A 21,954-nucleotide genomic window follows, 5' to 3' on the forward strand; every position below is an offset into this window, starting at 1 on the left:
GGCGAAGGTAATCCTTACCAAAGCATTTCACGTTGCAGCAAGGCGGCAACTGAGCACATCCCCGGGAACTTACATAAGTCAGTGACGGGGTAAGTGAAAGCAGCCAGCACCGATGCGGCGTGAAGGCGAAGGTAATCCTTACCAAAGCATTTCACGTTGCAGCAAGGCGGCAACTGAGCACATCCCCGGGAACTTACATAAGTCAGTGACGGGGTAAGTGAAAGCAGCCAGCACCGATGCGGCGTGAAGGCGAAGGTAATCCTTACCAAAGCATTTCACGTTGCAGCAAGGCGGCAACTGAGCGCATCCCCGGGAGCTTACACAAGTAAGTGACCGGGGTAAGTGAAGGCAGCCAACACCGCTGCGGCGTGAAAGGCGAAGGTAAACATTGCCAGAAGAGGCGCGTTACCCAGGCACACGGTGTTCGAAGCGCCAGGCTGATGAAAACACCTGAGGGGGAGTAACGCCGAGATAACAAAACGCCTGGCAGCGTGCGTTATCGGCTACAGGGGCTGAATCCCCTGGGTTGTCACCAGAAGCGTTCGCAGTCGAACGTTTCATGTCCGCAGACGTTACAGAAAGCGGGCAGACAAGGTGGAGCACTTCTGGGGAAATCGTAGCTGTTTATCGCTCTGCGCCCACCCCGTTTTTCGCTCTTTCCTTGTGCCATGGCTGAATAGAGAATCCCCTGACACGAGGTTGTTATGACTAGTTTCGTTGTCGCCAAATTTGGCGGCACCAGCGTTGCCGATTTTGATGCCATGAACCGCAGTGCGGACGTGGTGCTTTCCGATACCAGCGTCCGTCTGGTGGTGCTTTCCGCTTCCGCAGGGGTAACCAATCTGCTGGTTGCGCTGGCCGAAGGGCTGGAAGCCAGCGAGCGTTTCGTCAAGCTCGACGCTATCCGCAAAATTCAGTTCGATATTCTGGAACGCCTGGCGAACCCGGCGGTGATCCGCGAAGAGATCGAGCGCCTGCTGGAAAATATCACCACGCTTGCCGAAGCCGCATCGCTGGCGACATCCACCGCGCTGACCGACGAACTGGTCAGTCATGGCGAGCTGATGTCGACACTGCTGTTTGTGGAAGTGCTGCGCGAACGCAACGTACAGGCACAGTGGTTTGATGTACGCAAAGTGATGCGCACCAGCGACCGTTTTGGCCGCGCTGAACCGGATGTCGCCGCACTGGCGGAACTTGCCGGGCAGCAACTCGCGCCGCGTCTGAATGAAGGGCTGGTGATCACCCAGGGCTTTATCGGTAGCGAAGCCAAAGGCCGTACCACTACGCTCGGTCGCGGCGGCAGCGATTATACCGCCGCGCTGCTGGGCGAAGCGCTGCACGCTTCACGCGTGGATATCTGGACCGATGTTCCGGGCATTTACACCACCGACCCGCGCGTGGTGCCCGCCGCGAAACGCATTGATGAGATCGCCTTTGAAGAAGCGGCAGAGATGGCGACTTTTGGCGCGAAAGTGCTGCACCCCGCCACGCTGTTGCCCGCAGTACGCAGCGACATTCCGGTTTTTGTCGGCTCCAGCAGAGATCCGAAAGCCGGTGGCACGCTGGTGTGCAACAACACCAGCAACCCGCCGCTGTTCCGCGCACTGGCGCTGCGCCGCAAGCAGACCCTGCTCACGCTGCACAGCCTGAACATGCTGCACTCACGCGGTTTTCTTGCCGAAGTGTTTGGCATCCTGGCGCGTCACAATATCTCGGTTGATTTGATCACCACCTCGGAAGTGAGCGTGGCGCTGACGCTGGACACCACCGGTTCAACGTCAACCGGCGACACCTTATTAACCCAGGCACTGCTGACCGAGCTTTCCTCTTTGTGCCGGGTGGAAGTGGAAGAAGATTTAGCGCTGGTGGCGATTATCGGCAACGATTTGTCGAAAGCCTGCGGCGTGGGTAAAGAGGTGTTTGGCGTGCTGGACCCGTTTAATATCCGCATGATTTGCTATGGCGCATCCAGCCATAACCTCTGCTTCCTTGTACCCGGAAAAGAGGCCGAGCAAGTGGTGCAAAAACTGCATCATAATTTGTTTGAGTAATTCCTCCCCGTTTGCGGATAAGAGCAAAAAGCCCGGCGAATCACCGGGCTTTTTTCTTATGCCATCACCGTCTGGTACAGCAACGCGTCGAGATCGCTGACTTTGCCACTGCGGCTTTCCGGCAGCGCATCTGCGATTTCGCCGCGCGCCAGCTCATCGCCGATAAACGCATGTAGCAGCGGCCGTTGCGCACCGTATTGCGCTTCGCCTGCCCGTTGCTTTAACGCCAGCAGTTCATCAATTTCCGCCCGTAATGGCGCGTCGAGATCGCTGCCTGCAAGCAACGAAGCGAAACGCATTGGCGGCATGCCTTTACCCGCTTCTATCCAGCGCACTGCCAGCAGCGGACGCAGCACGTAAAAGTACTTTTTCAGCCGTACCTGTTCACCCTGCAAATAGCCGCGAAAGTTCTTTTTCGCCATCGAATAGTAGTGCCAGCGCGCTCTGACCGGCGAAAACCAGTGCGGCACCTGCACGCGCAACGCGGCGAGCGTGGCGTCATCCTGCTGGTAAACGATCGGGGAATCTAACCATTCGATTAAGGCCGGGTTAGCGCTTTTCAGCAACCCCAGCGCTTTGCGCCACTCCCACCCGCAAACGTCCAGCTCATCGTCTATCGGCAGTTCTATCACATCACGCTGCGGCTCGACGCGCAGATACCAGTCCGGTTGATGCACATACAGAAAGCGCACATCGTAATCGCTGTCCGGCGAAGCGAAACCCCAGCCGCGGCTACCGGATTCGCAGGCGTAGAGTACTTTCACGCCGTAGGTGTGTTCTACATCGTGTAACACCTGCCGCACGCGCCCACGCATGGCGACATCGACCCCTAAAGGTTCCATGATTACTCTCCTTCTTATCCTTTCACACACACCACCTGCCGCAGGGTATGTACCACTTCCACCAGCGAGTCCTGCGCGGCCATCACCGCGTCGATATCTTTGTAAGCCATCGGGATCTCATCGATCACCTCGCTGTCTTTACGGCACTCTACATGCGCAGTGGCGCGTATTTGATCTTCCACGGTGAAGCGTTTTTTGGCCGCTGTACGGCTCATGGTGCGCCCTGCTCCGTGGCTGCATGAGCAGAAGCTCTCTTCATTTCCCAGCCCACGCACGATAAAACTTTTCGCTCCCATCGAGCCGGGAATAATCCCCATCTGCCCTTTTTGCGCGGAAACCGCGCCTTTACGCGTCACCAGCACCTCTTCACCAAAGTGCGTCTCTTTTTGCACATAGTTATGGTGGCAATTCACCGCTTCCTGCCGGGTGATAAACGGTTTGGTCACAATGCGCGACAGCGCCGCCAGTACACGCGACATCATCACTTCACGGTTATGGCGGGCGAAATCCTGCGCCCACTCGACCGCTTCCAGATAGTCGTCGTAGTGCTTGCTGCCTTCCCGGAAGTAGGCCAGGTTTCGGTCCGGCAAATTGGCGATATGCTGCTGCATATCCTGCTGCGCGAGCGTGATAAACACGTTACCGATGGCGTTACCCACGCCGCGCGAGCCGCTGTGCAACATCACCCACACGCGTTGCTGCTCATCCAGACACACTTCGATAAAGTGGTTACCGGTTCCCAACGTTCCCAAATGTTGATGGTTGTTGGTTTGCAACAAGCGCGGGTATTTATCCGTCAGGCGCTTAAAGCGCGGCGCAAGCAACGCCCAGTGGCTATCCACCTCTTGCGGCGGGTTTTCCCACGCGCCTTTATCACGTTTCGACCGGTTCACCGAACGTCCGTGCGGCACCGCCTGCTCAATGGCGCTGCGCAGCCCGCCGAGGTTATCCGGCAGATCCGCCGCCAGCAGCGAGGTGCGCACGGCAATCATGCCGCAGCCGATATCCACGCCAACCGCCGCCGGGATAATCGCCCCTTTAGTCGGGATAACGCTGCCGATGGTTGAACCTTTCCCCAGATGGACATCCGGCATCACGGCCAGGTGTTTGAAGATAAACGGCATTTTTGCCGTGTTCAGCAACTGCTCACGCGCTTCGGGTTCCACCGGCACGCCGTGCGTCCACATTTTCACCGGCGCGCTGTTCTCCTGCGCCAGCAGTTGATAGTCGTTATGCTGCATCATGGCTTCCTTTGATGTTAACAAGGCCGTGCAATACCTGGTCGAGGCCACCGAAGACCGAGATCTTATCGATGCGCTCCGCCACACGCTCCAGCGTTTCTAACTCTTTAAGTCGCAACGCCACCGGGTTGCTCTCCATCACTTTTGCCGTGTTCAGCAACGAACGGGTCGCTGCGGTCTCTTCACGACGGCGGATAACATTGGCCTGCGCTGATTTCTCCGCTTCCACTAAGCGCGACAGGATCGTTTTCATCTCACCCGGCAGGATGATGTCTTTCACCCCGAGCGACGCCACTTCAATACCAAATGCCGCCATGCGATTTGCCACCTGCACGCTCACTAACTCATCGATTACCTGCTTATCTTCCAGCAACTCATCCAGCGTGCGCGTGCCCACCGCTTCACGCAGGGCAAACTGCAATTCGCGGTAGAGGTGATCCAGCGGTTTGCTCAGTTGGGCAAAGGCGCTTAATACATCGGTGTAACGCCAGTTCGCCGCCAGGTTCAGCCGTAAGGTGACTTTATCTTTGGTCAGGATCTCCTGGCCGCTCACTTCCAGCACTTGCAGGCGTAAGTCCACCACTTCGGCTTCCACCAGATGGTTTACTTTCCAGTAGCCGCTCAATCCCGCCGGTAACAGCGCCTGCGTCACGCCATCGACTTTTAAAACGCCCGCGTGCCAGGCCGGAACCTGCACCGCCAGGATCGCGTCGCGACCTTTTACCGCCACGCTGCGTTTGGGTTGCGCCACGGCGTTAAGGATATCCGTGGGAACCCGTACGTCACGGGTATCGATGCGTACCAGTTTCAGCGCGTCATCCGCTTGCCAGTAAAGACGGCGCGTTGAAGGCGGCAGGATCTCCAGCAGCATGCCGTTGAGATAAAGCGCACCGGCCTCGTTATCTGCCATATCGGCCACCAGGCAGTAACGCTCCACCCACTGCGGCTGGAAGCGGCGCAAATACTCCGCCAGACCGGCAGCCACTTCGCTGCCATCGGTATTCACTACCAGCACGTCGGGTTTGTTGAACCACGGCAGGCGGTGCTCACCAGTTTCCAGAACCTGGATGTAGTCACCCTCTTTTGCCAGTAAACCTAATTGACCTTTACGTATTGTGATTTTGTTGGTCATAACGATCTCCTTAAATAGTTAGCCTTAACGACCGCGGATGCAGGGGCGAAACCGCAGGGGAAACAACGTTTTGCCTGCCGTCCGGCGCCGTTACCGGCGGTCGTTGGGGGTAATCGTCAACAGCCCGACTACCGGGATACTGCCTGTTTATCTCCACAGATAAGGTGGCGAATCCGGGATTCGAACCCGAAAAAGAACCGACTTTTCGCAAGTGTCTTTCCACTGACGGAACGCCCCCCGGAAAACGTCTCGTGCCGTTCCTGGTGCGCCGGCGGGGTGCGTACCCCCTGCTACCTCAGCGTGCTGACGTAATAGTTATTGCCAGAAGCGTGCCAGAATCCGAAAAAGCAAATAAATTTTTTATCCAACTGAAAAATAATACTTTTATTTTTCACATGGTTTACTGGCATTGCGGCAGCGATGATTATTTTCTATCTTTAAATATCGGTTTTTATCTTGTGGGATAAGCATGAAGCGTCGGGTGGTGATTGGTGTACTGGGAACGGTGCTGGATAAACGTGGTAAACGGCAAAACCGCTTTCGCAAATGGCGGCCCACCGTAGGGTTGTGCCAGCAAACGGATTTTCCTGTCGACAGGCTTGAGCTGCTGCACCAGCCGCGCGATGAAGGGCTGGCGCAACAGACGGCGGAGGACATTGCCCTCGTCTCGCCACATACCGAGGTACGCAAACATGCGGTGATGATTAAAGATCCGTGGGATTTTGAAGAGGTGTATGCCGCGTTTCTCGATTTCGCTACCCGTTACCCGTTCGATACGGAAAATGAAGAGTACCTGGTGCATATCACCACCGGGACGCACGTCGCGCAGATCTGCTGGTTCCTGCTGACCGAGGCCCGTTATCTGCCCGCCAGCCTGTTGCAGACCGGCCCGGCGGCGAAAGGCGCTGCTGACGAAGCAATAGCTGCCGGCGTCTGTTCGGTTATCGATCTGGATTTAAGCCGTTACGCCACGCTGACCAGCCGTTTTCAGCGCGAACAGCAGCAGTCGGTGTCGTTTCTGAAATCCGGCATTGATACGCGTAATGCCACCTTTAACCGCTTAATCGAGCAAATCGAACGCGTATCGCTGCGCTCGGCTGCGCCCATTCTGCTGACCGGGCCAACCGGTGCGGGAAAATCGTTCCTGGCAAAACGCATCTTTCAGTTACGCCAGTCCCGACATCTGGTGCAGGGGCGTCTGGTGGCGGTGAACTGCGCCACGCTGCGCGGTGATAATGCCATGTCGACACTATTTGGCCATGTGAAAGGTGCATTCACCGGCGCACAACAGGCGCGTACCGGCCTACTGCGCGAAGCCGATGGCGGCGTGCTGTTCCTCGATGAGATTGCCGAGCTGGGGCTGGATGAGCAGGCGATGCTGCTGAAAGCGATTGAAGAGAAGACTTTTTTCCCCTTTGGCTCCGATAAAGAAGTGCACAGTGATTTTCAACTGATTGCGGGTACGCACCGGAATATGCAGCAGTGGGTGGCGGAAGGACGTTTCAGGGAAGATCTCTTTGCGCGTATCAATATGTGGACGTTCGCGCTGCCGGGTCTGGCGGAGCGGCGGGAAGATATCGCCCCGAACATTGAGTATGAACTCCAGCGTTTTTCACAGCAGCAGCAGACGCAAATCCGCTTTGATAAGGGCGCACGCGAGCGCTATCTGGACTTCGCCTGTTCTCCCCACGCGGCGTGGCGCGGCAACTTTCGCGAACTGAGCACGTCAGTCGCGCGAATGGCAACGCTGGCGGAACAGGGGCGGATTAACGACGCGTTAGTCGAAGAGGAGGTGCAGCGTTTAGCGCATCACTGGCGTGGGGAATCAGCATTGCCTGACCTGCCGGTGGATATCAGCAAGCTGGATCTGTTCGATCAACGCCAGTTAGAAACGGTGATTGCCGTCTGCCGGCGCAGCCAGACGCTTTCAGAAGCAGGACGTGAATTGTTCGCCATTTCCCGGCAGAAAAAGGCCAACCCGAATGATGCGGATCGCCTGCGCAAATACCTGGCCCGCTTCGGACTGAGCTGGGAAAGCGTACGCGGCGCAACATAAAAGATCTTCATCATAATTTGTTTGAATAATATTCCTTAGAGCGATAAACAATACCAATGGTCGGGCTCGATCCCCTCCTTAAATACCCTCATTCATTCGGGTTGCAGGTCCAGTTGCGAACAGCGCTTATCCGGTGAGGTTGCCGGGTTACCGGCGCAGAAATTACGGACGCTATTGGCTTCGCCAGCGCACCTGTAGCCTGAAGAGTGAAGGGTAATAAAAACACAACACAACAATCGCAAGGAATCCCCACATGCTCGCAACTTTCACGCGGCTGTTCCCGTTATGGGCGCTGCTGCTCTCGGTATTCGCCTATTATTTCCCGCCAACGTTTATCGCCATTGGCCCGTGGGTCGCCACGCTGCTGATGCTGATTATGTTTGGCATGGGCGTGCACTTAAAAATTGATGACTTCAAACGCGTCCTGTCACGCCCGGCTCCGGTTGCCGCCGGTATTTTCGTGCACTACCTGGTGATGCCGCTGGCGGCATGGCTACTGGCGCTGATTTTTAAGATGCCGCCGGATCTCTCCGCCGGGATGGTACTGGTCGGTAGTGTCGCCAGTGGAACGGCATCAAACGTGATGATTTATCTGGCGAAAGGTGATGTCGCGCTGTCGGTCACCATCTCTTCGGTTTCTACGCTGGTGGGCGTTGTCGCCACGCCGCTGCTGACGCGTCTGTATGTCGATGCGCATATTCAGGTCGATGTGATGGGCATGCTGTTAAGCATCCTGCAAATTGTGGTGATCCCGATTGCGTTGGGGCTGGTTGTGCACCACCTGTTCCCGCGCGTGGTTAACGCGCTGGAGCCCTGGCTGCCCGCGTTTTCCATGGTCTGTATTCTGGCGATCATTAGCGCCGTGGTCGCCGGTTCCGCGAACTACATCGCCTCTGTTGGCCTGGTGGTGATTGTCGCGGTGATCCTGCACAACAGCATTGGTCTGCTCGGTGGCTACTGGGGCGGTCGTCTGTTCGGCTTTGATGAATCCACTTGCCGCACGCTGGCGATTGAAGTGGGTATGCAGAACTCCGGCCTCGCTGCGGCGTTGGGTAAAATCTACTTCTCACCGCTCGCCGCGCTGCCTGGCGCACTGTTCTCCGTGTGGCACAACCTTTCCGGTTCGCTGCTGGCAGGCTACTGGTCGGGCAAACCGGTCGACGGGCGTAAAACGGAAGCGGTGAAAGAGGGTTAACTTTACAAGAAATGGCTGCCGCCACAGCCATTTCACTCACCCCGCGATGTGATGGGCTGGCTCAATAAATACGTCGGTCGACACATTAAAGCGTTTCGCCAGCGCTCGGATATGGTCGACAGTCAGATTGCGTTCGCCATTAAGAATGCGGCTCACCAGGGAGCGCTGGCCGATTTCATCCCGAAACGAAGACTGATTTAATCCGTGCTGATCCATCAAAACCCGTAAAGCGGCAACACCGCGTGGCAGTGCCGCGATACGCGCGTTAAACGCCGCCAGCTCCGGGTCGTTATTTTCATAGTGCTCTATTTTTGCGGTAAGCAGCGCGACCAGGGAGCTATCCGGCGCATGCATGAGCAACCGTCCAACCATCTCCAGCGCGTGCTCATACTCCTCTTTGCCGGGGTTATTTCCCAAAAAAGGCACCAGTTTCACCAGCTCGTCAGCAGCCTTGATCGCATCCTCAATCATTCTTTGGTCTCCCGATAATGTCTTATCAATTTGTCATATTCGGCATGGGTCACGATATGTTTGACAAATATTTTTGCTGATTCAAAGTCTGCGAAAAACAGCACCCTCAAATGGTTGCCACCGACATTGATAACCCACCATTTATCCCTGTATTTCATCTTGTCCAGGCTTGGGAACTCTTCTCGCAACGCGTCTGGATTCTGGTAAACAGTGCTTTTCAGGATTTTGTAAACCGCGTCCAGCGCAAGCGTGTGGTTTGGAAAATCTTTAGCCGCGTTATCGAACGGCCTCCTTGATATAACGTGCATCGCTCCCTCACACGTTCCATTATGGAAACATCATAACTGCTCTTGAATGTGTTGACAAGATGGAAACATTAGCCGTGTTTACCGACTTAAACCTCTTACCGTAAGTGCGTCACCCTACAGGGCAGTACAGGAAAGTCACCCGCTCAAAAACAAATCTGCGAAGCGCCTTCCGGGGTTTATGCATCACCACGCAGACATGCCCCTTTACATCGCGTAGACTCGATGCACTTCCCAAGGAGAACGCTTTATGGCCCTGACCAGACTGACGCAAAAAGAGATGACGGAGAGTGAACAGCGGGAGCTGAAAACGCTGCTGGATCGCGCCCGTATCGCGCACGGACGCCCGCTCAGCAACGCTGAAGCTAATCATGTGAAGAAGGAGTACATCGATAAACTGATGGCGCAGCGCGAAGCGGCAGCGAAAAAAGCCCGCCAGATGAAGAAACAGCAGGCTTATAAACCGGATGAGAATGCCACATTTTCCTGGTCGGCAAACACCTCAACGCGTGGCAAGCGCTAACTAGCGCCCTTTCTTTTTCCTGCCCGGCTGGGTAAAGCGTTTCCCCGCCGGTTTCGCCCGGCTTTTCTCTTCGGGCTTCGCCACTTTTACTGCGGGCTTTTTCGCTGCCTGCGGTTTCGCTTTTGCTTTCGGCTTCGCTTCTGACGATGAGTTCTCAATCAGCTTAAACAGCGCAATCAGCTCGTCGTCGGTCAGATCACGCCACTCCCCCGGCGGCAAGCCAGTGAGACTGACGTTCATAATGCGCGTGCGTTCAAGTTTGGTGACTTCATAGCCAAAGTATTCACACATGCGGCGGATTTGGCGGTTCAGCCCCTGAACCAGCGTAATGCGGAAGGTAAATGGCGCTTCCCTTTTTACCTTGCACTTTTTGGTTTTGGTGCCGAGGATCGGCACGCCCGCGCTCATACCCTGCACAAATTCGTCAGTGACGGGCTTATTGACGGTCACCAGATACTCTTTCTCGTGATCGTTACCGGCGCGCAGGATTTTGTTCACTAAATCGCCGTGATTAGTGAGGAAAATCAGCCCCTGCGAATCTTTGTCCAGACGGCCGATGGGGAAGATACGGCTGCTGTGATTAACGAAATCAACAATATTGTCTTTTTCGCCATCTTCGGTGGTACTGACAATACCAACGGGTTTATTCAACGCGATAAACACCAGATCTTCGTCGTTTCTCGGCTCGATAAGTTGACCGTTCACTTTCACAACGTCTCCGGCAACCACCTGATCGCCGATCCCGGCGCGTTTGCCATTAATAAAGACATTGCCTTGCTCAATATAACGGTCAGCCTCGCGGCGTGAGCAAATTCCGCTTTCGCTGATGTATTTGTTTAAACGTGTTGATTGGGTTGGCAGCATAAATTCTCCTGTAAAAGCGGAATATAACTGGCTTCGCCGGGAGAGAAAACCGGATTTTCGCCGCGCCAAATCAAATTTGTGCAGTTACGCAGTAAAAGTGTGGGTTTTAGCTACCGTGCCCGCAGGCACGGTATGGGTTAAGCGTCGTCGCGCTCGTCGTCTTCATCCGGCTGCTCCAGCACGCTGTAGGCTACCGAGCAGAACAGGGAGTTAAGACGTTTCATATCGCCCAGCAAACCGAGGTGCAGCGAGCTGGTTTCAATACTTTGCACGTTTTGTTGATGCAGGCGGTCAACGTGCGCATGCGAATAACGGCGGTTCATAATGCGAAAACGGTGTTTGCTGCGACGTAAACGCCGGGCGCTGGTCACGTCACTGGAGAAAAATACCGACATCGCCAGCTTCAGATTTCCCACCAGCCGTTCATGCAGCGCATCGAGTTCCTGCAAGCCTTCAACAGAGAAAGCGCGCCGCGCGGCCAGCGATTTGTCGGCGATTTCGCTGCCCATGCGCTCGACAATATCGGAGGCCTGCTCAAGGTTCAGCGACATCTCGATAATCTCCGCCCAGCGTTTCGACTCCTCTTCCGCCAGCTCCTCTTTCGGCATACGAGCCAGATAGAGCTTAATTGCGGTGTACAGCACGTTGATGTCATCGGCTTGCTTGCGCAGCTCCTTCTCCTGACGAGGCTGACCGTGCATGATTTTATGCAACCCTTCGAGCATCAACTCCATCGCATCGCCCATGCGCAAGGTTTCCCGTGCAGCATTGGCCAACGCCAGCGTTGGCGTATCGAGTGCGGAACTGTCGAGGTGCTTTGGCTTAAGGCGTGTATCCAGCTCTGGCTCTTCACGAATGATCCGCTTACAAAACTGCGCCATTGGCCCGGCGAACGGCACCATCGCCAGGCAGCGGATCAGGTTGTAGAACACATGGAAATAGATCACCAGTTCCGCTTCCGGCAAGGGAAGTTTCTGCATTGACGTGGCAAGCACATGCACAAACGGCAGGATAATCAGGCTGCCCACCAGCTTGAACAGCAAACTGCCAAGCGCCACGCGACGGGCGGCAGCGTTAGCTGCGCTGTTATTGAGCATCGCCAGCAGGCCGGAACCGAGGTTGGCACCAATCACCAGACATAGCGCCACCGGGAAAGAGATAATCCCCGCTGTCACCAGCGTTGCTGTCAGCAGCACCGCCGCCAGGCTGGAGTAACTGATAATGGCGAACACCGCGCCAATCAACGCATCAAGCATAATATCGCCGGTCAGCGAGGCGAAAATCACCTGCACGCCATTGGCCTGGGTGATCGGCGTAACCGCCTGCACAATCAGCTCCAGCGCCAGAAGAATCAACCCAAGGCCGATGCTGACGCGCCCAAGCTGGCCTTCGCGCGTCTGTTTACGCCCGAGGAAGAAAATGACGCCAAGAAAAATCAACAGCGGTGATAACCAGGAGAGATCGAACGTCAGAATGCGCGCCATCAGTGCTGTCCCGACATCTGCGCCCAGCACAATCACCAGCGCCGGGGTGAGCGCCACTAAATCCTGGGCGACAAACGAGGTCACCAGCATGGTGGTGGCGTTACTGCTCTGCACCAGCGCAGTCACGCCGATACCCGCGCAGAAGGCGAGCGGTTTCCTTTCGACGCTACGGCTAAGAACGGTACGCAAACGGGCGCCAAAAACGCGCATCACACCGGTACGTACAATATGTGTGCCCCACACCAGCAGAGCCACGGCAGAAAGCAGATGAAGCAAAGTCAGCACAGAATCAGGTTCTCCTTATCGTTATGCGTTGCTCGTTACCGGGAAGATAACGTCAACATTATGAAGTAAGTATAAGGCGTCAATGCGAAGAAAAGCGCAGGGTGCCGGTTAAGCCCCCTGAGAGTTGTAAACAAAAATGACGGTTTTGTGACAGAAGCGAGGGTTTATCGGTTAGCGGGAAACAGCAGGCGCCGTTTGCGGGTTGCCCTGGCGTTTAGCCCACACAACCGAAGCAATTTTGAGCACTTCCGAGAGGACAAACAGCAAAATCGCCCCCCACGCAGCGGTAAAACCGGCAAAATGCATAAACAGTGGAATCAACGCCACTGAGCATTTTAGCGACAACACGCGGGCTATTTCCTGCACGATAAAGAAAATAGTCTGGATGTCTTTTTTAACGAAAAAAGACCAGGCAGAAAAAACCAGCGAGATAATCAGCGCGATATTAATAAAGAACATCGCCTGGATAATTACGCCCATCAATCCATTCACACCCAACTGTGAATAATTGGTATAAAAACCGCTAATATCGGAATAAAAAGGAACGTTACCGCCTTGCAGCGAAAAAAACAAATAACTGGCCAGCGCCAGCACGTCCATAATACCCCAAAAAGCAAAAATCTTATTTCTTAAATTCATAATCTTCATCCCTTACGCCTGGAATCCATTGCCATGATTTCCCCGATTGCGTCCAGGCATCATCACCCTCAAGGTATTTCTGATAAACGGTACGCTTTTCACCATAACGCCGGATCACCGAGCGATTATAGAGGATTTCTCGGGTATCCGACGAGACGCTCTCCGGTATTGGTGTCCATAGCTGAATTTTGTCTCGCGAGGTGTTCATATAATCTTTACCGTCGGAGCCAAATACGCGCCCTTGATCGCCCATACTGGTCGCCCGGTTGAGCATCATTACTGCGGCATTTTTGACGCCGTGGAAGTCTGTTTCGCTGGTTTTCCAGTAACCTGGGCCAAACTCCGGGGTCACCGGTACAAAGGTACTTCGGGTCGGGGCGGGTCGACCATGCATCGCCACACTGTCTTTAAATCCGTTCAAAATGGTTCTGATAAACACCGCGTTAAACGACAAGTCTTGGACGCAAAACAGTTCGGCGTTTTCCGCGATAAAGAACGGGTAATAGAAGCGGTTACGCGTGCTGACGTTCGGGCGCACAACCACCACCACGCCTTTATCCACCAGGCTATCAATATGTTTTTCTTTTTGATGACCAAGCGGGTCGTGCGGTAAGCCATATTTAAAACCGTGATGCCGCTTAATCGTATAACCATCGATACTGCCCAAAATATTATTCGGGCTATTCTCGATGAAATATTCCTTTTTAATAATATTCTTTGCGATATCTGGCGCCAGGATATTCTCGTAATCCTTCGGCAAAAGATTTCTTTTTCTTATATCATAAATATCCATTTCATAATACCTAAGTTAAATTTATGACAATTAAATGAACCGCAAAAGAGGAAGCAATCTTGCCGTGTAGTCCGCCTCCATCATACGCATGAAGGGGAAGAAGGGTCTAAGAAAATATCCATTTTTAAGAATGTTCTTAGTTTCAATCTGTATTATGTTTGCTTCACGATAGTTTCGCGAAAATGAAATGGTGAAAAACCAGGGCATTTAAAAAAATGCCCTGTTGTGATTAATCCGCGTCGTAACCTAAATTAGACGCCAGCCAGCGCTCAATTTCCGCCACCGACATGCCTTTACGCCGCGCGTAATCTTCCACCTGGTCACGCTGAATCTGCGCTACCGCGAAATATTTACTGTCCGGGTGGCTGAAATACCAGCCGGAAACCGATGCCCCTGGCCACATCGCGTAGGATTCGGTCAGTTTCATCCCGGTATGTTTTTCAACGTCCAGCAACTGCCAGATGGTGCCTTTTTCCGTGTGCTCCGGACAAGCCGGATAGCCCGGTGCCGGGCGAATGCCCTGATAATTTTCGCGGATCAACTCATCGTTGCTGAGGTTTTCGTTCGGCGCGTAGCCCCAGTACACTTTGCGCACCCGCTCATGCAGGTATTCCGCAAAGGCTTCCGCCAGGCGATCGGCCACCGCTTTCACCATGATTTTATTGTAATCATCGTGCGCGGCGTCATACGCTTGTGCTAACGCGTCCTCTTCAAGACCGCCCGTCACTGCGAATGCGCCAATGTAGTCCGCTTTGCCGCTCTGTTTGGGGGCGACAAAATCCGCCAGGCAGTAGTTCGCAAAACCGACTTTTTCCGTTTGCTGGCGCAGATGGCAACCTACTGTCAGTATCTGCGTGCGGGTTTCGTCACGGTAGATTTCGACATCATCGCCAACGCGATTAGCCGGGAAAAGCCCGACCACGCCGCGCGGGTTGAGCAGCTTTTCCGCGCTCAGTTTATCGAGCATCTCGTTGGCATCGGCAAATAGACGTTTCGCCTCTTCCCCCACCACCTCATCTTCAAGGATGCGCGGATATTTCCCGGCCAGCGACCAGGTCATAAAGAATGGTGTCCAGTCGATGTAATTGCGCAGTGTCTCGATGCTGGCAGTCACTTCCTGCACGCCCAGGCGATGCGCGACCGGCGGAGTATAACTTTCCCAGTCAAACGCGAGATCGTTCTCCCGTGCGGCCTGCAACGTGACTGGCGGCGTACGCGGTTTTTTCCGCGCATGCTGGATACGTACGGTTTCATACTCTTTGCGGGTACGGGCAACAAACTCATCGTGCTGCGTATCCGAAAGCAGAGCAGACACCACACCTACGGTACGCGAGGCGTTTTGCACATACACCGTCGGCCCACTGTAGTTCTGTTCGATTTTCACCGCCGTGTGCGCTTTCGATGTGGTCGCACCGCCAATCAGCAGCGGAATGGTGAACCCCTGGCGTTCCATCTCTTTCGCCACGTTGACCATTTCGTCGAGCGACGGCGTAATCAATCCGGAAAGACCAATCAGGTCAGCCTTCTCTTCGCGGGCAGTTTTCAGGATTTTATCGGCGGGCACCATCACGCCGAGGTCGATAATTTCGTAGTTGTTGCATTGCAGCACGACGCCCACGATATTTTTGCCGATGTCGTGGACATCGCCTTTCACAGTGGCGATCACCATTTTGCCGTTGCTGCTGCCCTTCTCTTTGCTGGCTTCGATATACGGTTCCAGATACGCCACGGCCTGTTTCATCACGCGGGCGGATTTCACCACCTGCGGCAGGAACATTTTGCCCTCGCCGAACAGATCGCCCACCACGTTCATGCCGTCCATTAACGGCCCTTCGATCACCTCGATCGGGCGAGCGGCCTGCTGACGCGCCTCTTCGGTATCGAACTCGATAAATTCGGTGATGCCTTTTACCAGTGAATATTCGAGACGTTTTTTCACATCCCAGTTGCGCCACTCCGCCTGCTGCGCGTTCGCCCCTTCATCGGCGGCTTTGCTGCCGCGGTATTTTTCCGCCAGATCCAGCATGCGCTCGGTCGCATCATCGCGGCGGTTAAGGATCACATCCTCAACGCCGTCGCGCAGCTCGGCAGGCAAATCATCGTAAATCGCCAGTTGTCCGGCGTTGACGATGCCCATGTCCATGCCGTTACGAATGGCGTAATACAGGAACACGGCATGGATCGCTTCACGCACCGGGTCGTTGCCGCGAAACGAGAACGAAACGTTGGAAACACCGCCGGAAATCAGCGCATGCGGCAGTTCACGTTTGATATCTTCACACGCGCCGATAAAGTCCTGCGCGTAGTTGTTGTGCTCTTCAATACCCGTTGCTACGGCGAAGATGTTCGGATCGAAGATAATGTCTTCCGGCGGGAAACCCACCTCTTCGGTCAGAATTTTATAGGCGCGACGGCAAATTTCGATTTTCCGCGCGCGCGTATCCGCCTGACCGATTTCGTCAAAGGCCATTACCACCACGGCGGCGCCATAACGACGCACCAGTTTTGCGTGGTGAATAAATGGCTCAACGCCCTCTTTCATCGAAATCGAGTTAACGATGCCCTTACCCTGGATACATTTCAGCCCTTTTTCGATCACCTCCCATTTCGAGGAGTCGATCATGATCGGCACGCGGGCAATGTCCGGCTCACCGGCAATCAGGTTGAGGAAACGCACCATCGCCGCTTCGGCGTCGAGCATCCCTTCATCCATATTGATGTCGATGATCTGCGCGCCGTTTTCCACCTGCTGGCGGGCCACGTCCAGCGCTTCGGCGTATTTCTCTTCTTTGATCAGGCGTTTAAATTTGGCGGAACCGGTGACGTTGGTACGTTCGCCAACGTTCACAAACAGGCTGTCGTCACCAATGTTGAGCGGCTCCAGACCCGCAAGACGGCAAGCAACCGGCACCTCCGGTAGCTGACGCGGCGGCACGCCTTCGACCGCGCGGCTCATGGCGGCGATATGCTCTGGTGTGGTACCGCAGCAGCCGCCGACAATGTTCAGAAAACCGGCTTGCGCCCACTCGCCGATTTGCACCGCCATGGTGTCGGCATCGAGATCATATTCACCAAAGGCGTTGGGCAGGCCGGCGTTCGGGTGCGCGGTGACATAGCATTCGGCGATACGGGAAAGTTCCTGCACATACTGGCGCAGTTCATCCGGCCCCAGCGCGCAGTTCAGGCCGAAGGTGAGCGCATCGGCGTGGCGCAGAGAGTTGTAAAACGCTTCGGTGGTCTGGCCGGAGAGCGTACGCCCGGAGGCGTCGGTAATGGTGCCGGAAATCATGATCGGCAGCTCAACGCCCAGCGCGTCAAACTCCGCTTTTACTGCAAAGATCGCCGCTTTGGCGTTAAGCGTATCAAACACGGTTTCGATCAGGATCAGATCCGATCCCCCTTCCACCAGCGCTTTGGTGGATTCGCGATAAGCGGTGACCAGCTGATCGAAAGTGATATTGCGAAACGCCGGGTCGTTAACGTCCGGTGAGATTGAGGCAGTGCGGTTAGTCGGTCCGAGCACACCCGCAACATAACGCGGTTTATTCGGCGTTTGCGCCGTCCATTTGTCGGCGCTGGCACGCGCCAGTTTGGCAGCAGCGAAGTTGATTTCCGCCGACAGGGATTCCATCTGGTAATCCGCCATGGCGATTGTCGTTGAGTTAAAGGTGTTGGTTTCGATGATATCCGCGCCCGCCGCAAAGTAGGCATCATGGATCGCGCTTATCACCTCCGGCTTGCTGAGCACCAGCAAGTCGTTATTGCCTTTAAGATCGCAGGGCCAGTCGGCGAAACGCTCGCCGCGAAAATCCTGCTCACTCAGACGATAGCTCTGGATCATGGTGCCCATGCCCCCATCCAGAACCAGAATTCTTTTGCTTAACTGCTGCTTCAGTTGCTCAACTTTGCTGCTCACACGTGCTCCCGACAATGCTCAACCAGGCCAAAAGGCCAGCAGGACATACTGGCATAAAGTGGCAGAGCGGAAAAGCGACGCGGGGTGAACATGAGAGATGCTCACGTAATGCCCGTAAGCCTGATGGCTGTACCAGCCCATAACCTTTTCAGTGCGATGACGGTTCAAGTTTTCAGGCCAGATTGCCGATGTATGCTGAAACCTTCTGCCCTCTTACAGGCACACCTACTTACGGAACCTATTATGTCGTTTTTGACGTCTCTTTTTGGCCATAAGAAACCTCGCCTCACCGACCTGCAACTCAACATTGCCGGGTGGCAATTGTATGAAAGCGGTGACACCAGCATGGCATGGTCCACACCGGAACAAAGCGCGGTGCGCCTTCAGCTCCACGCCCCTGTGCAGTGGCCTTTTGCATTGCATGATATTGCCGCCGCCACACAGTATTGGCAGCAAGAAACAGCAAAGATTGGCGGCGCATTACTGGAGCTAACGGCGCTCGATATTCAGGGAATGGCGGCGTTGCAGGGCACGTTTAAATATCGCGATCCCACACCGGGTTCACTCGGGATGTATTTTGTCGCGATTATCTGGCTCCCTGTAAAACAAGGCCTTTTCCAGATCAATGCTGAAGCGGTAGAAAAAGGGAACACCGGCTTTCGCGAAGCGGTGGTAATGGATTTACAACTTAAGCAGGGCAACATACCGCCCACTACCGACGAACCCGAACTTCTCGACTCTGCCGACGCGCTCTTCGCCAAATTGCGGGAAAGTGAGCTGCGTTGCCTGCCGAGCGACGATCGTCAATATGATGAGATGTTTCCGGAGCATCCACTGAGCCAGGTAAGGCGAACCATTGCGCTTTGTGCTCAACATACGCAGTTGGCGAAACACGTGCGCCAATAAAGAAGCTGTATCCGGTATTTTCGTTCTGTTTTGCGCGAACTCATCCGATCAGTCTGCCAGGGAGTTGCGTTATACTCAATCAAAACGAAAATGATTTCCACGATACAGAAAAAGGAGCCAGTCATGGCCACTTCCGTTCCCGCTAAACGAGGCAGAAAAGCCACAGCCCCGGCCGCTCCGGCGGGCGGGCAAGTCCAGTCACTGACCCGCGGCCTGAAACTGCTGGAATGGATTGCCGAGTCTCATGGCAGCGTCGCCCTTACCGAACTGGCGCAACAGGCCGGTTTGCCCAATTCGACCACCCATCGCTTACTCACCACCATGCAACAGCTAGGATTCGTTCGCCAGGTGGGCGAGCTGGGCCACTGGTCGGTAGGCGCGCATGCGTTTATCGTCGGCAGCAGTTTCCTGCAAAGCCGCAATCTGATGGCGATTGTTCACCCCATTCTGCGCAACTTAATGGAAGAGTCCGGCGAAACCGTGAATCTCGCGGTGCTGGATAAGAGCGACCATCAGGCCATCATTATCGATCAGGTGCAGTGTACGCAGTTAATGCGCATGTCCGCGCCGATTGGCGGCAAACTGCCGATGCATGCTTCCGGCGCGGGAAAAGCGTTTTTGTCGCGCCTGAGCGATGAGCAGGTTGGCAGCTTGCTGCACCGCCAGGGGCTGCATGCGTACACCCATGCCACGCTGGTATCGCCGGTACACCTGAAAGAAGATCTCGCCCAGACGCGTAAACGCGGCTACTCCTTTGACGACGAAGAGCACGCGCTGGGGCTGCGCTGCGTAGCGGCGTGCATTTTTGACGAACACGGCGAACCCTTCGCCGCGATTTCCATCTCCGGGCCTATCTCACGCATCACCGATGACCGCGTGACCGAGCTGGGCGCGATGGTGATCCGTGGCGCGAAAGAAGTGACGCTGGCGTACGGGGGAATGCGTTAACTTCCAAAAGGTTATATAGTGGACGTCCAATTTTTATCCACTCACCGGAATGACATATATGACCAAGGATGTTCACGATCGCCGTCCAGTAAAGACGCGCAATTCCGCCTGGGCGGCTTCGGCTGCCCGTTACCTGCGCCAAAAAGGCTACACGCCCAACACCATTTCCGTATTCAGTATTTTTTTTGCACTTCTCGCTGGTCTCTGTTTTCTTACCGTCTGGCACAGTGACAGTACGCTGCTGCAACGCGGCCTGCTGCTATTAGCTATTGTCGGTATTCAGGGGCGGCTTATCTGTAATTTGCTCGATGGCATGGTAGCCGTAGAGGGCGGTCTGCGCAGCCCGGCGGGTGCTGTCTTTAACGAACTACCGGATCGCATTTCTGACAGCGTACTGTTCCTTGGCGCTGGCTACGGTCTGGTGCAAGTGACTGGAGGGGTTGAGCTGGGCTGGGCGGCGTCTTTATTTGCGCTTTTTACCGCTTATGTACGCTTGCTTGGCGGCACCTGCGGCCTGGCGCAACAATTTAGCGGCCCAATGGCCAAACAACACCGAATGGCGCTGCTGACTGCTGCGACGGTTATCGCCATCATCCTGCCGCAGTGGGGGGAGCTGCTGCTGCTCTGCACACTGGCGTTAATTGCCCTTGGTGCAGCCTGGACGACAGTTCGCCGTACCCGTCGAATCATCTCTACATTGAAGCAGGAGAAGGCATCATGAAGCTGCATTTTTCTGTCGATAAGACCATTGTCAGAGCCTTTTTCGTTATGCTTTGCCGCCTGTTAACCGGAGTGAAAGCTTTTTGGCGCACCTTGCCACAGCCGGATCGCGCCACCATTTATTACGCCAACCATAGCAGCCACCTCGATGGTCTGGTTATTTGGGCGAGCTTTCCACGTGCGTTGCGCAATAGCGTACATCCGGTCGCCGCGGCGGATTACTGGAACAAAACAGCGCTTCGTCGCTACCTTGCTACGCGCATTTTTAACGCCATTCTGGTTGAACGGAGTAGCCCGGCTTCAGCCGCCAAAGAGACGGTAAAGCAGCGCGATCCGCTACAACCGCTGATGGAAAAGCTGGAACAAGGCCATTCGTTGATCTTCTTTCCTGAAGGTACGCGCGGCTTCGGTGATGAAGTCGCCAGTTTTAAAAGCGGGCTTTATCACTTAACACAGCGCCTGCCAGCAGTGCAGCTGATCCCGGTGTGGCTGGAAAATATGAATCGTGTGCTGCCGAAAGGTTCACGTCTGGTGGTGCCGATTATCTGCACGGCAACGTTTGGCGAGCCATTGCCAGCGGTTACGGACGACGAAACGAAAAAGGAATTTTTAGACCGCGCCAGGTGTGCGCTGGAGGCACTTGCCCATGATTAATGTCGATTCCGATCTGCGCCTGCTACTGAGCGGGCTTTTCGGTCTGCTGACCGTCGCCAGTGTTATTGGTTTTTTGCTATCGCGCCGCTATCAAAACGCCACGATAGCTAACCTTAACGCGCGGATCCGCGCCTGGTGGTTGATGTGTACCGTTTCAGTCATCGCCATGCTGGTTGGCCCCATCGGTTCAGTTGTGCTGTTTGCGTTGATGTCGTTCTTCGCGCTACGCGAATGTATCACTCTAATGCCCACTCGCCGGGGCGATCATGAAGCACTGTTTTGGTGTTTCTTTATCATTCTTCCGGTGCAATACGTGCTGGTTGGCATCCAGTGGTATTCGGTGTTTGTGATTTTTATCCCGGTCTACGCCTTCTTGTTTATTCCGGCACGAGTGGCTATCGCGGGTGATACACAGCACTTTCTTGAACGCAGCGCAAAAATCCAGTGGAGCCTGATGATGGCGGTCTACTGTGTTAGCCATGCGCCTGCGCTGCTGATGTTGTCCATTCCGGGCTACAGTGGTGAAAATATCAAGCTGGTGCTGTTTATGATGATTGTTGTGCAGATTTCCGACGTGCTGCAATACGTCTTCGGTAAGCTGTGCGGCAAGCGCCCTATTGTGCCGAAACTCAGCCCGAACAAAACGGTAGAAGGATTTGTGGGCGGTATTCTCAGCGCCAGTCTGGTCGGCGCGGGGCTGTGGTGGATCACACCGTTTAACCCGTGGCAGGCTTTTGTTATTTCCCTGCTGATTACGCTGCTCGGCTTCCTCGGCGGTTTGTGTATGTCGGCGATTAAACGCGATCGCGGCGTGAAGGATTTCGGTGCAATGCTCGAAGGGCACGGCGGCATGATGGACAGGATTGATTCTCTCTGCTTTGCCGCCCCGATCTTCTTCCATGTGGTGAGATATTACTTCACCTGAT

Annotated in this window: 19 protein-coding genes and 1 riboswitch; of the genes, 9 read left to right on the forward strand and 10 right to left on the reverse strand. The window is 54.9% G+C overall.

The window, feature by feature from the left end:
• Positions 1 to 387: 387 nt before the first annotated feature.
• Positions 388 to 613, forward strand: a riboswitch (Lysine riboswitch).
• A gap of 91 nt (positions 614 to 704) precedes the next feature.
• Entirely contained in the window at positions 705 to 2,054 is a 1,350-nt protein-coding gene (gene lysC / locus RT644_RS16970; protein WP_045511697.1) for a lysine-sensitive aspartokinase 3, read from the forward strand.
• A gap of 56 nt (positions 2,055 to 2,110) precedes the next feature.
• On the opposite strand, the gene RT644_RS16975 is transcribed toward lysC, so the two are convergent.
• The 3 genes from RT644_RS16975 to RT644_RS16985 are packed head-to-tail and all read right to left on the reverse strand — an operon-like array spanning position 2,111 to position 5,269.
• Complete coding sequence (locus RT644_RS16975; RefSeq protein WP_313627343.1) at positions 2,111 to 2,896, reverse strand: nucleotidyltransferase domain-containing protein; 786 nt, start codon at positions 2,894 to 2,896, stop codon at positions 2,111 to 2,113.
• A 14-nt stretch (positions 2,897 to 2,910) separates the two neighbouring features.
• Positions 2,911 to 4,137, reverse strand: a complete 1,227-nt coding sequence (locus tag RT644_RS16980) for an RtcB family protein (protein ID WP_313627354.1) — start codon at positions 4,135 to 4,137, stop codon at positions 2,911 to 2,913.
• Positions 4,127 to 5,269, reverse strand: a complete 1,143-nt coding sequence (locus RT644_RS16985) for a slipin family protein (RefSeq protein ID WP_313627344.1) — start codon at positions 5,267 to 5,269, stop codon at positions 4,127 to 4,129. Before RT644_RS16985 ends, RT644_RS16980 begins: the two co-directional genes overlap by 11 nt.
• 469 nt (positions 5,270 to 5,738) lie before the next feature.
• Between RT644_RS16985 and rtcR the strand changes: the two genes are divergently transcribed.
• A complete protein-coding gene (rtcR, locus tag RT644_RS16990; RefSeq protein ID WP_313627345.1) occupies positions 5,739 to 7,325 on the forward strand; it encodes an RNA repair transcriptional activator RtcR in 1,587 nt (528 codons plus the stop codon).
• Between the two features lie 253 nt (positions 7,326 to 7,578).
• Positions 7,579 to 8,520, forward strand: coding sequence for a ketopantoate/pantoate/pantothenate transporter PanS (gene panS, locus RT644_RS16995; protein ID WP_313627346.1), 942 nt, complete (start codon positions 7,579 to 7,581; stop codon positions 8,518 to 8,520).
• 36 nt (positions 8,521 to 8,556) lie between these two features.
• Here the strand turns inward: panS and RT644_RS17000 are convergent, their stop codons facing one another.
• Together RT644_RS17000 and RT644_RS17005 are read right to left on the reverse strand one after the other, a co-directional pair.
• Entirely contained in the window at positions 8,557 to 8,991 is a 435-nt protein-coding gene (locus RT644_RS17000) for a helix-turn-helix domain-containing protein (RefSeq protein WP_313627347.1), read from the reverse strand.
• Positions 8,988 to 9,299 carry a type II toxin-antitoxin system HigB family toxin gene (locus RT644_RS17005; protein WP_249880457.1) on the reverse strand — a complete coding sequence of 104 codons (312 nt, stop codon included), beginning with the start codon at positions 9,297 to 9,299 and terminating at the stop codon, positions 8,988 to 8,990. Before RT644_RS17005 ends, RT644_RS17000 begins: the two co-directional genes overlap by 4 nt.
• A gap of 247 nt (positions 9,300 to 9,546) precedes the next feature.
• On the opposite strand from RT644_RS17005, the gene RT644_RS17010 reads away from it, so the two are divergent.
• Positions 9,547 to 9,819, forward strand: a complete 273-nt coding sequence (locus RT644_RS17010) for a DUF3811 domain-containing protein (RefSeq protein ID WP_017459411.1) — start codon at positions 9,547 to 9,549, stop codon at positions 9,817 to 9,819.
• On the opposite strand, the gene rluF is transcribed toward RT644_RS17010, so the two are convergent.
• From rluF to metH, 5 genes are all read right to left on the reverse strand, one after another.
• The gene (gene rluF, locus RT644_RS17015; RefSeq protein WP_045511681.1) at positions 9,820 to 10,683 is read right to left on the reverse strand and encodes a 23S rRNA pseudouridine(2604) synthase RluF; all 864 of its coding nucleotides are present in this window, start codon (positions 10,681 to 10,683) and stop codon (positions 9,820 to 9,822) included.
• Positions 10,684 to 10,820: 137 nt separating this feature from the next.
• Positions 10,821 to 12,452, reverse strand: a complete 1,632-nt coding sequence (locus tag RT644_RS17020; protein WP_020456088.1) for a Na/Pi cotransporter family protein — start codon at positions 12,450 to 12,452, stop codon at positions 10,821 to 10,823.
• A 171-nt stretch (positions 12,453 to 12,623) separates the two neighbouring features.
• Positions 12,624 to 13,091 (reverse strand): hypothetical protein, encoded by a 468-nt coding sequence (locus tag RT644_RS17025; RefSeq protein WP_269232661.1) that lies wholly within the window; start codon positions 13,089 to 13,091, stop codon positions 12,624 to 12,626.
• Positions 13,075 to 13,884 carry a hypothetical protein gene (locus RT644_RS17030; protein WP_240528424.1) on the reverse strand — a complete coding sequence of 270 codons (810 nt, stop codon included), beginning with the start codon at positions 13,882 to 13,884 and terminating at the stop codon, positions 13,075 to 13,077. Before RT644_RS17030 ends, RT644_RS17025 begins: the two co-directional genes overlap by 17 nt.
• Before the next feature lie 229 nt (positions 13,885 to 14,113).
• On the reverse strand, positions 14,114 to 17,800 hold the full coding sequence (metH, locus tag RT644_RS17035) for a methionine synthase (RefSeq protein WP_313627348.1): 3,687 nt from the start codon (positions 17,798 to 17,800) through the stop codon (positions 14,114 to 14,116).
• Between the two features lie 243 nt (positions 17,801 to 18,043).
• On the opposite strand from metH, the gene RT644_RS17040 reads away from it, so the two are divergent.
• The 5 genes from RT644_RS17040 (at position 18,044) to RT644_RS17060 (ending at position 21,953) form a co-directional block, all read left to right on the forward strand.
• Positions 18,044 to 18,706, forward strand: coding sequence for a hypothetical protein (locus tag RT644_RS17040; RefSeq protein ID WP_313627349.1), 663 nt, complete (start codon positions 18,044 to 18,046; stop codon positions 18,704 to 18,706).
• A gap of 123 nt (positions 18,707 to 18,829) precedes the next feature.
• Complete coding sequence (iclR, locus tag RT644_RS17045) at positions 18,830 to 19,654, forward strand: glyoxylate bypass operon transcriptional repressor IclR (RefSeq protein ID WP_020456083.1); 825 nt, start codon at positions 18,830 to 18,832, stop codon at positions 19,652 to 19,654.
• 58 nt (positions 19,655 to 19,712) lie between these two features.
• A complete protein-coding gene (locus RT644_RS17050) occupies positions 19,713 to 20,375 on the forward strand; it encodes a CDP-alcohol phosphatidyltransferase family protein (protein WP_269232664.1) in 663 nt (220 codons plus the stop codon).
• On the forward strand, positions 20,372 to 21,028 hold the full coding sequence (locus tag RT644_RS17055) for a lysophospholipid acyltransferase family protein (protein WP_313627350.1): 657 nt from the start codon (positions 20,372 to 20,374) through the stop codon (positions 21,026 to 21,028). Before RT644_RS17050 ends, RT644_RS17055 begins: the two co-directional genes overlap by 4 nt.
• Positions 21,021 to 21,953, forward strand: coding sequence for a phosphatidate cytidylyltransferase (locus RT644_RS17060; protein WP_045511668.1), 933 nt, complete (start codon positions 21,021 to 21,023; stop codon positions 21,951 to 21,953). The genes RT644_RS17055 and RT644_RS17060 overlap by 8 nt, the downstream gene beginning before the upstream one ends.
• Position 21,954: the final 1 nt, after the last annotated feature.

The sequence above is a fragment of the Kosakonia sp. genome (assembly GCF_032104925.1).
GTDB lineage: Bacteria > Pseudomonadota > Gammaproteobacteria > Enterobacterales > Enterobacteriaceae > Kosakonia.

What these genes read in the sequence shown, in the direction of transcription:
- RT644_RS16980 (WP_313627354.1), bottom strand. Translation starts at nt 4,137, where the DNA reads ATGCAGCATAACGACTATCAACTGCTGGCGCAGGAGAACAGCGCGCCG.
- lysC (WP_045511697.1), top strand. Translation starts at nt 705, where the DNA reads ATGACTAGTTTCGTTGTCGCCAAATTTGGCGGCACCAGCGTTGCCGAT.
- rtcR (WP_313627345.1), top strand. Translation starts at nt 5,739, where the DNA reads ATGAAGCGTCGGGTGGTGATTGGTGTACTGGGAACGGTGCTGGATAAA.
- RT644_RS17000 (WP_313627347.1), bottom strand. Translation starts at nt 8,991, where the DNA reads ATGATTGAGGATGCGATCAAGGCTGCTGACGAGCTGGTGAAACTGGTG.
- RT644_RS17005 (WP_249880457.1), bottom strand. Translation starts at nt 9,299, where the DNA reads ATGCACGTTATATCAAGGAGGCCGTTCGATAACGCGGCTAAAGATTTT.
- RT644_RS16985 (WP_313627344.1), bottom strand. Translation starts at nt 5,269, where the DNA reads ATGACCAACAAAATCACAATACGTAAAGGTCAATTAGGTTTACTGGCA.
- RT644_RS17055 (WP_313627350.1), top strand. Translation starts at nt 20,372, where the DNA reads ATGAAGCTGCATTTTTCTGTCGATAAGACCATTGTCAGAGCCTTTTTC.
- iclR (WP_020456083.1), top strand. Translation starts at nt 18,830, where the DNA reads ATGGCCACTTCCGTTCCCGCTAAACGAGGCAGAAAAGCCACAGCCCCG.
- RT644_RS17050 (WP_269232664.1), top strand. Translation starts at nt 19,713, where the DNA reads ATGACCAAGGATGTTCACGATCGCCGTCCAGTAAAGACGCGCAATTCC.
- RT644_RS17040 (WP_313627349.1), top strand. Translation starts at nt 18,044, where the DNA reads ATGTCGTTTTTGACGTCTCTTTTTGGCCATAAGAAACCTCGCCTCACC.
- RT644_RS17060 (WP_045511668.1), top strand. Translation starts at nt 21,021, where the DNA reads ATGATTAATGTCGATTCCGATCTGCGCCTGCTACTGAGCGGGCTTTTC.
- RT644_RS17025 (WP_269232661.1), bottom strand. Translation starts at nt 13,091, where the DNA reads ATGAATTTAAGAAATAAGATTTTTGCTTTTTGGGGTATTATGGACGTG.
- panS (WP_313627346.1), top strand. Translation starts at nt 7,579, where the DNA reads ATGCTCGCAACTTTCACGCGGCTGTTCCCGTTATGGGCGCTGCTGCTC.
- RT644_RS16975 (WP_313627343.1), bottom strand. Translation starts at nt 2,896, where the DNA reads ATGGAACCTTTAGGGGTCGATGTCGCCATGCGTGGGCGCGTGCGGCAG.
- RT644_RS17010 (WP_017459411.1), top strand. Translation starts at nt 9,547, where the DNA reads ATGGCCCTGACCAGACTGACGCAAAAAGAGATGACGGAGAGTGAACAG.
- rluF (WP_045511681.1), bottom strand. Translation starts at nt 10,683, where the DNA reads ATGCTGCCAACCCAATCAACACGTTTAAACAAATACATCAGCGAAAGC.
- RT644_RS17030 (WP_240528424.1), bottom strand. Translation starts at nt 13,884, where the DNA reads ATGGATATTTATGATATAAGAAAAAGAAATCTTTTGCCGAAGGATTAC.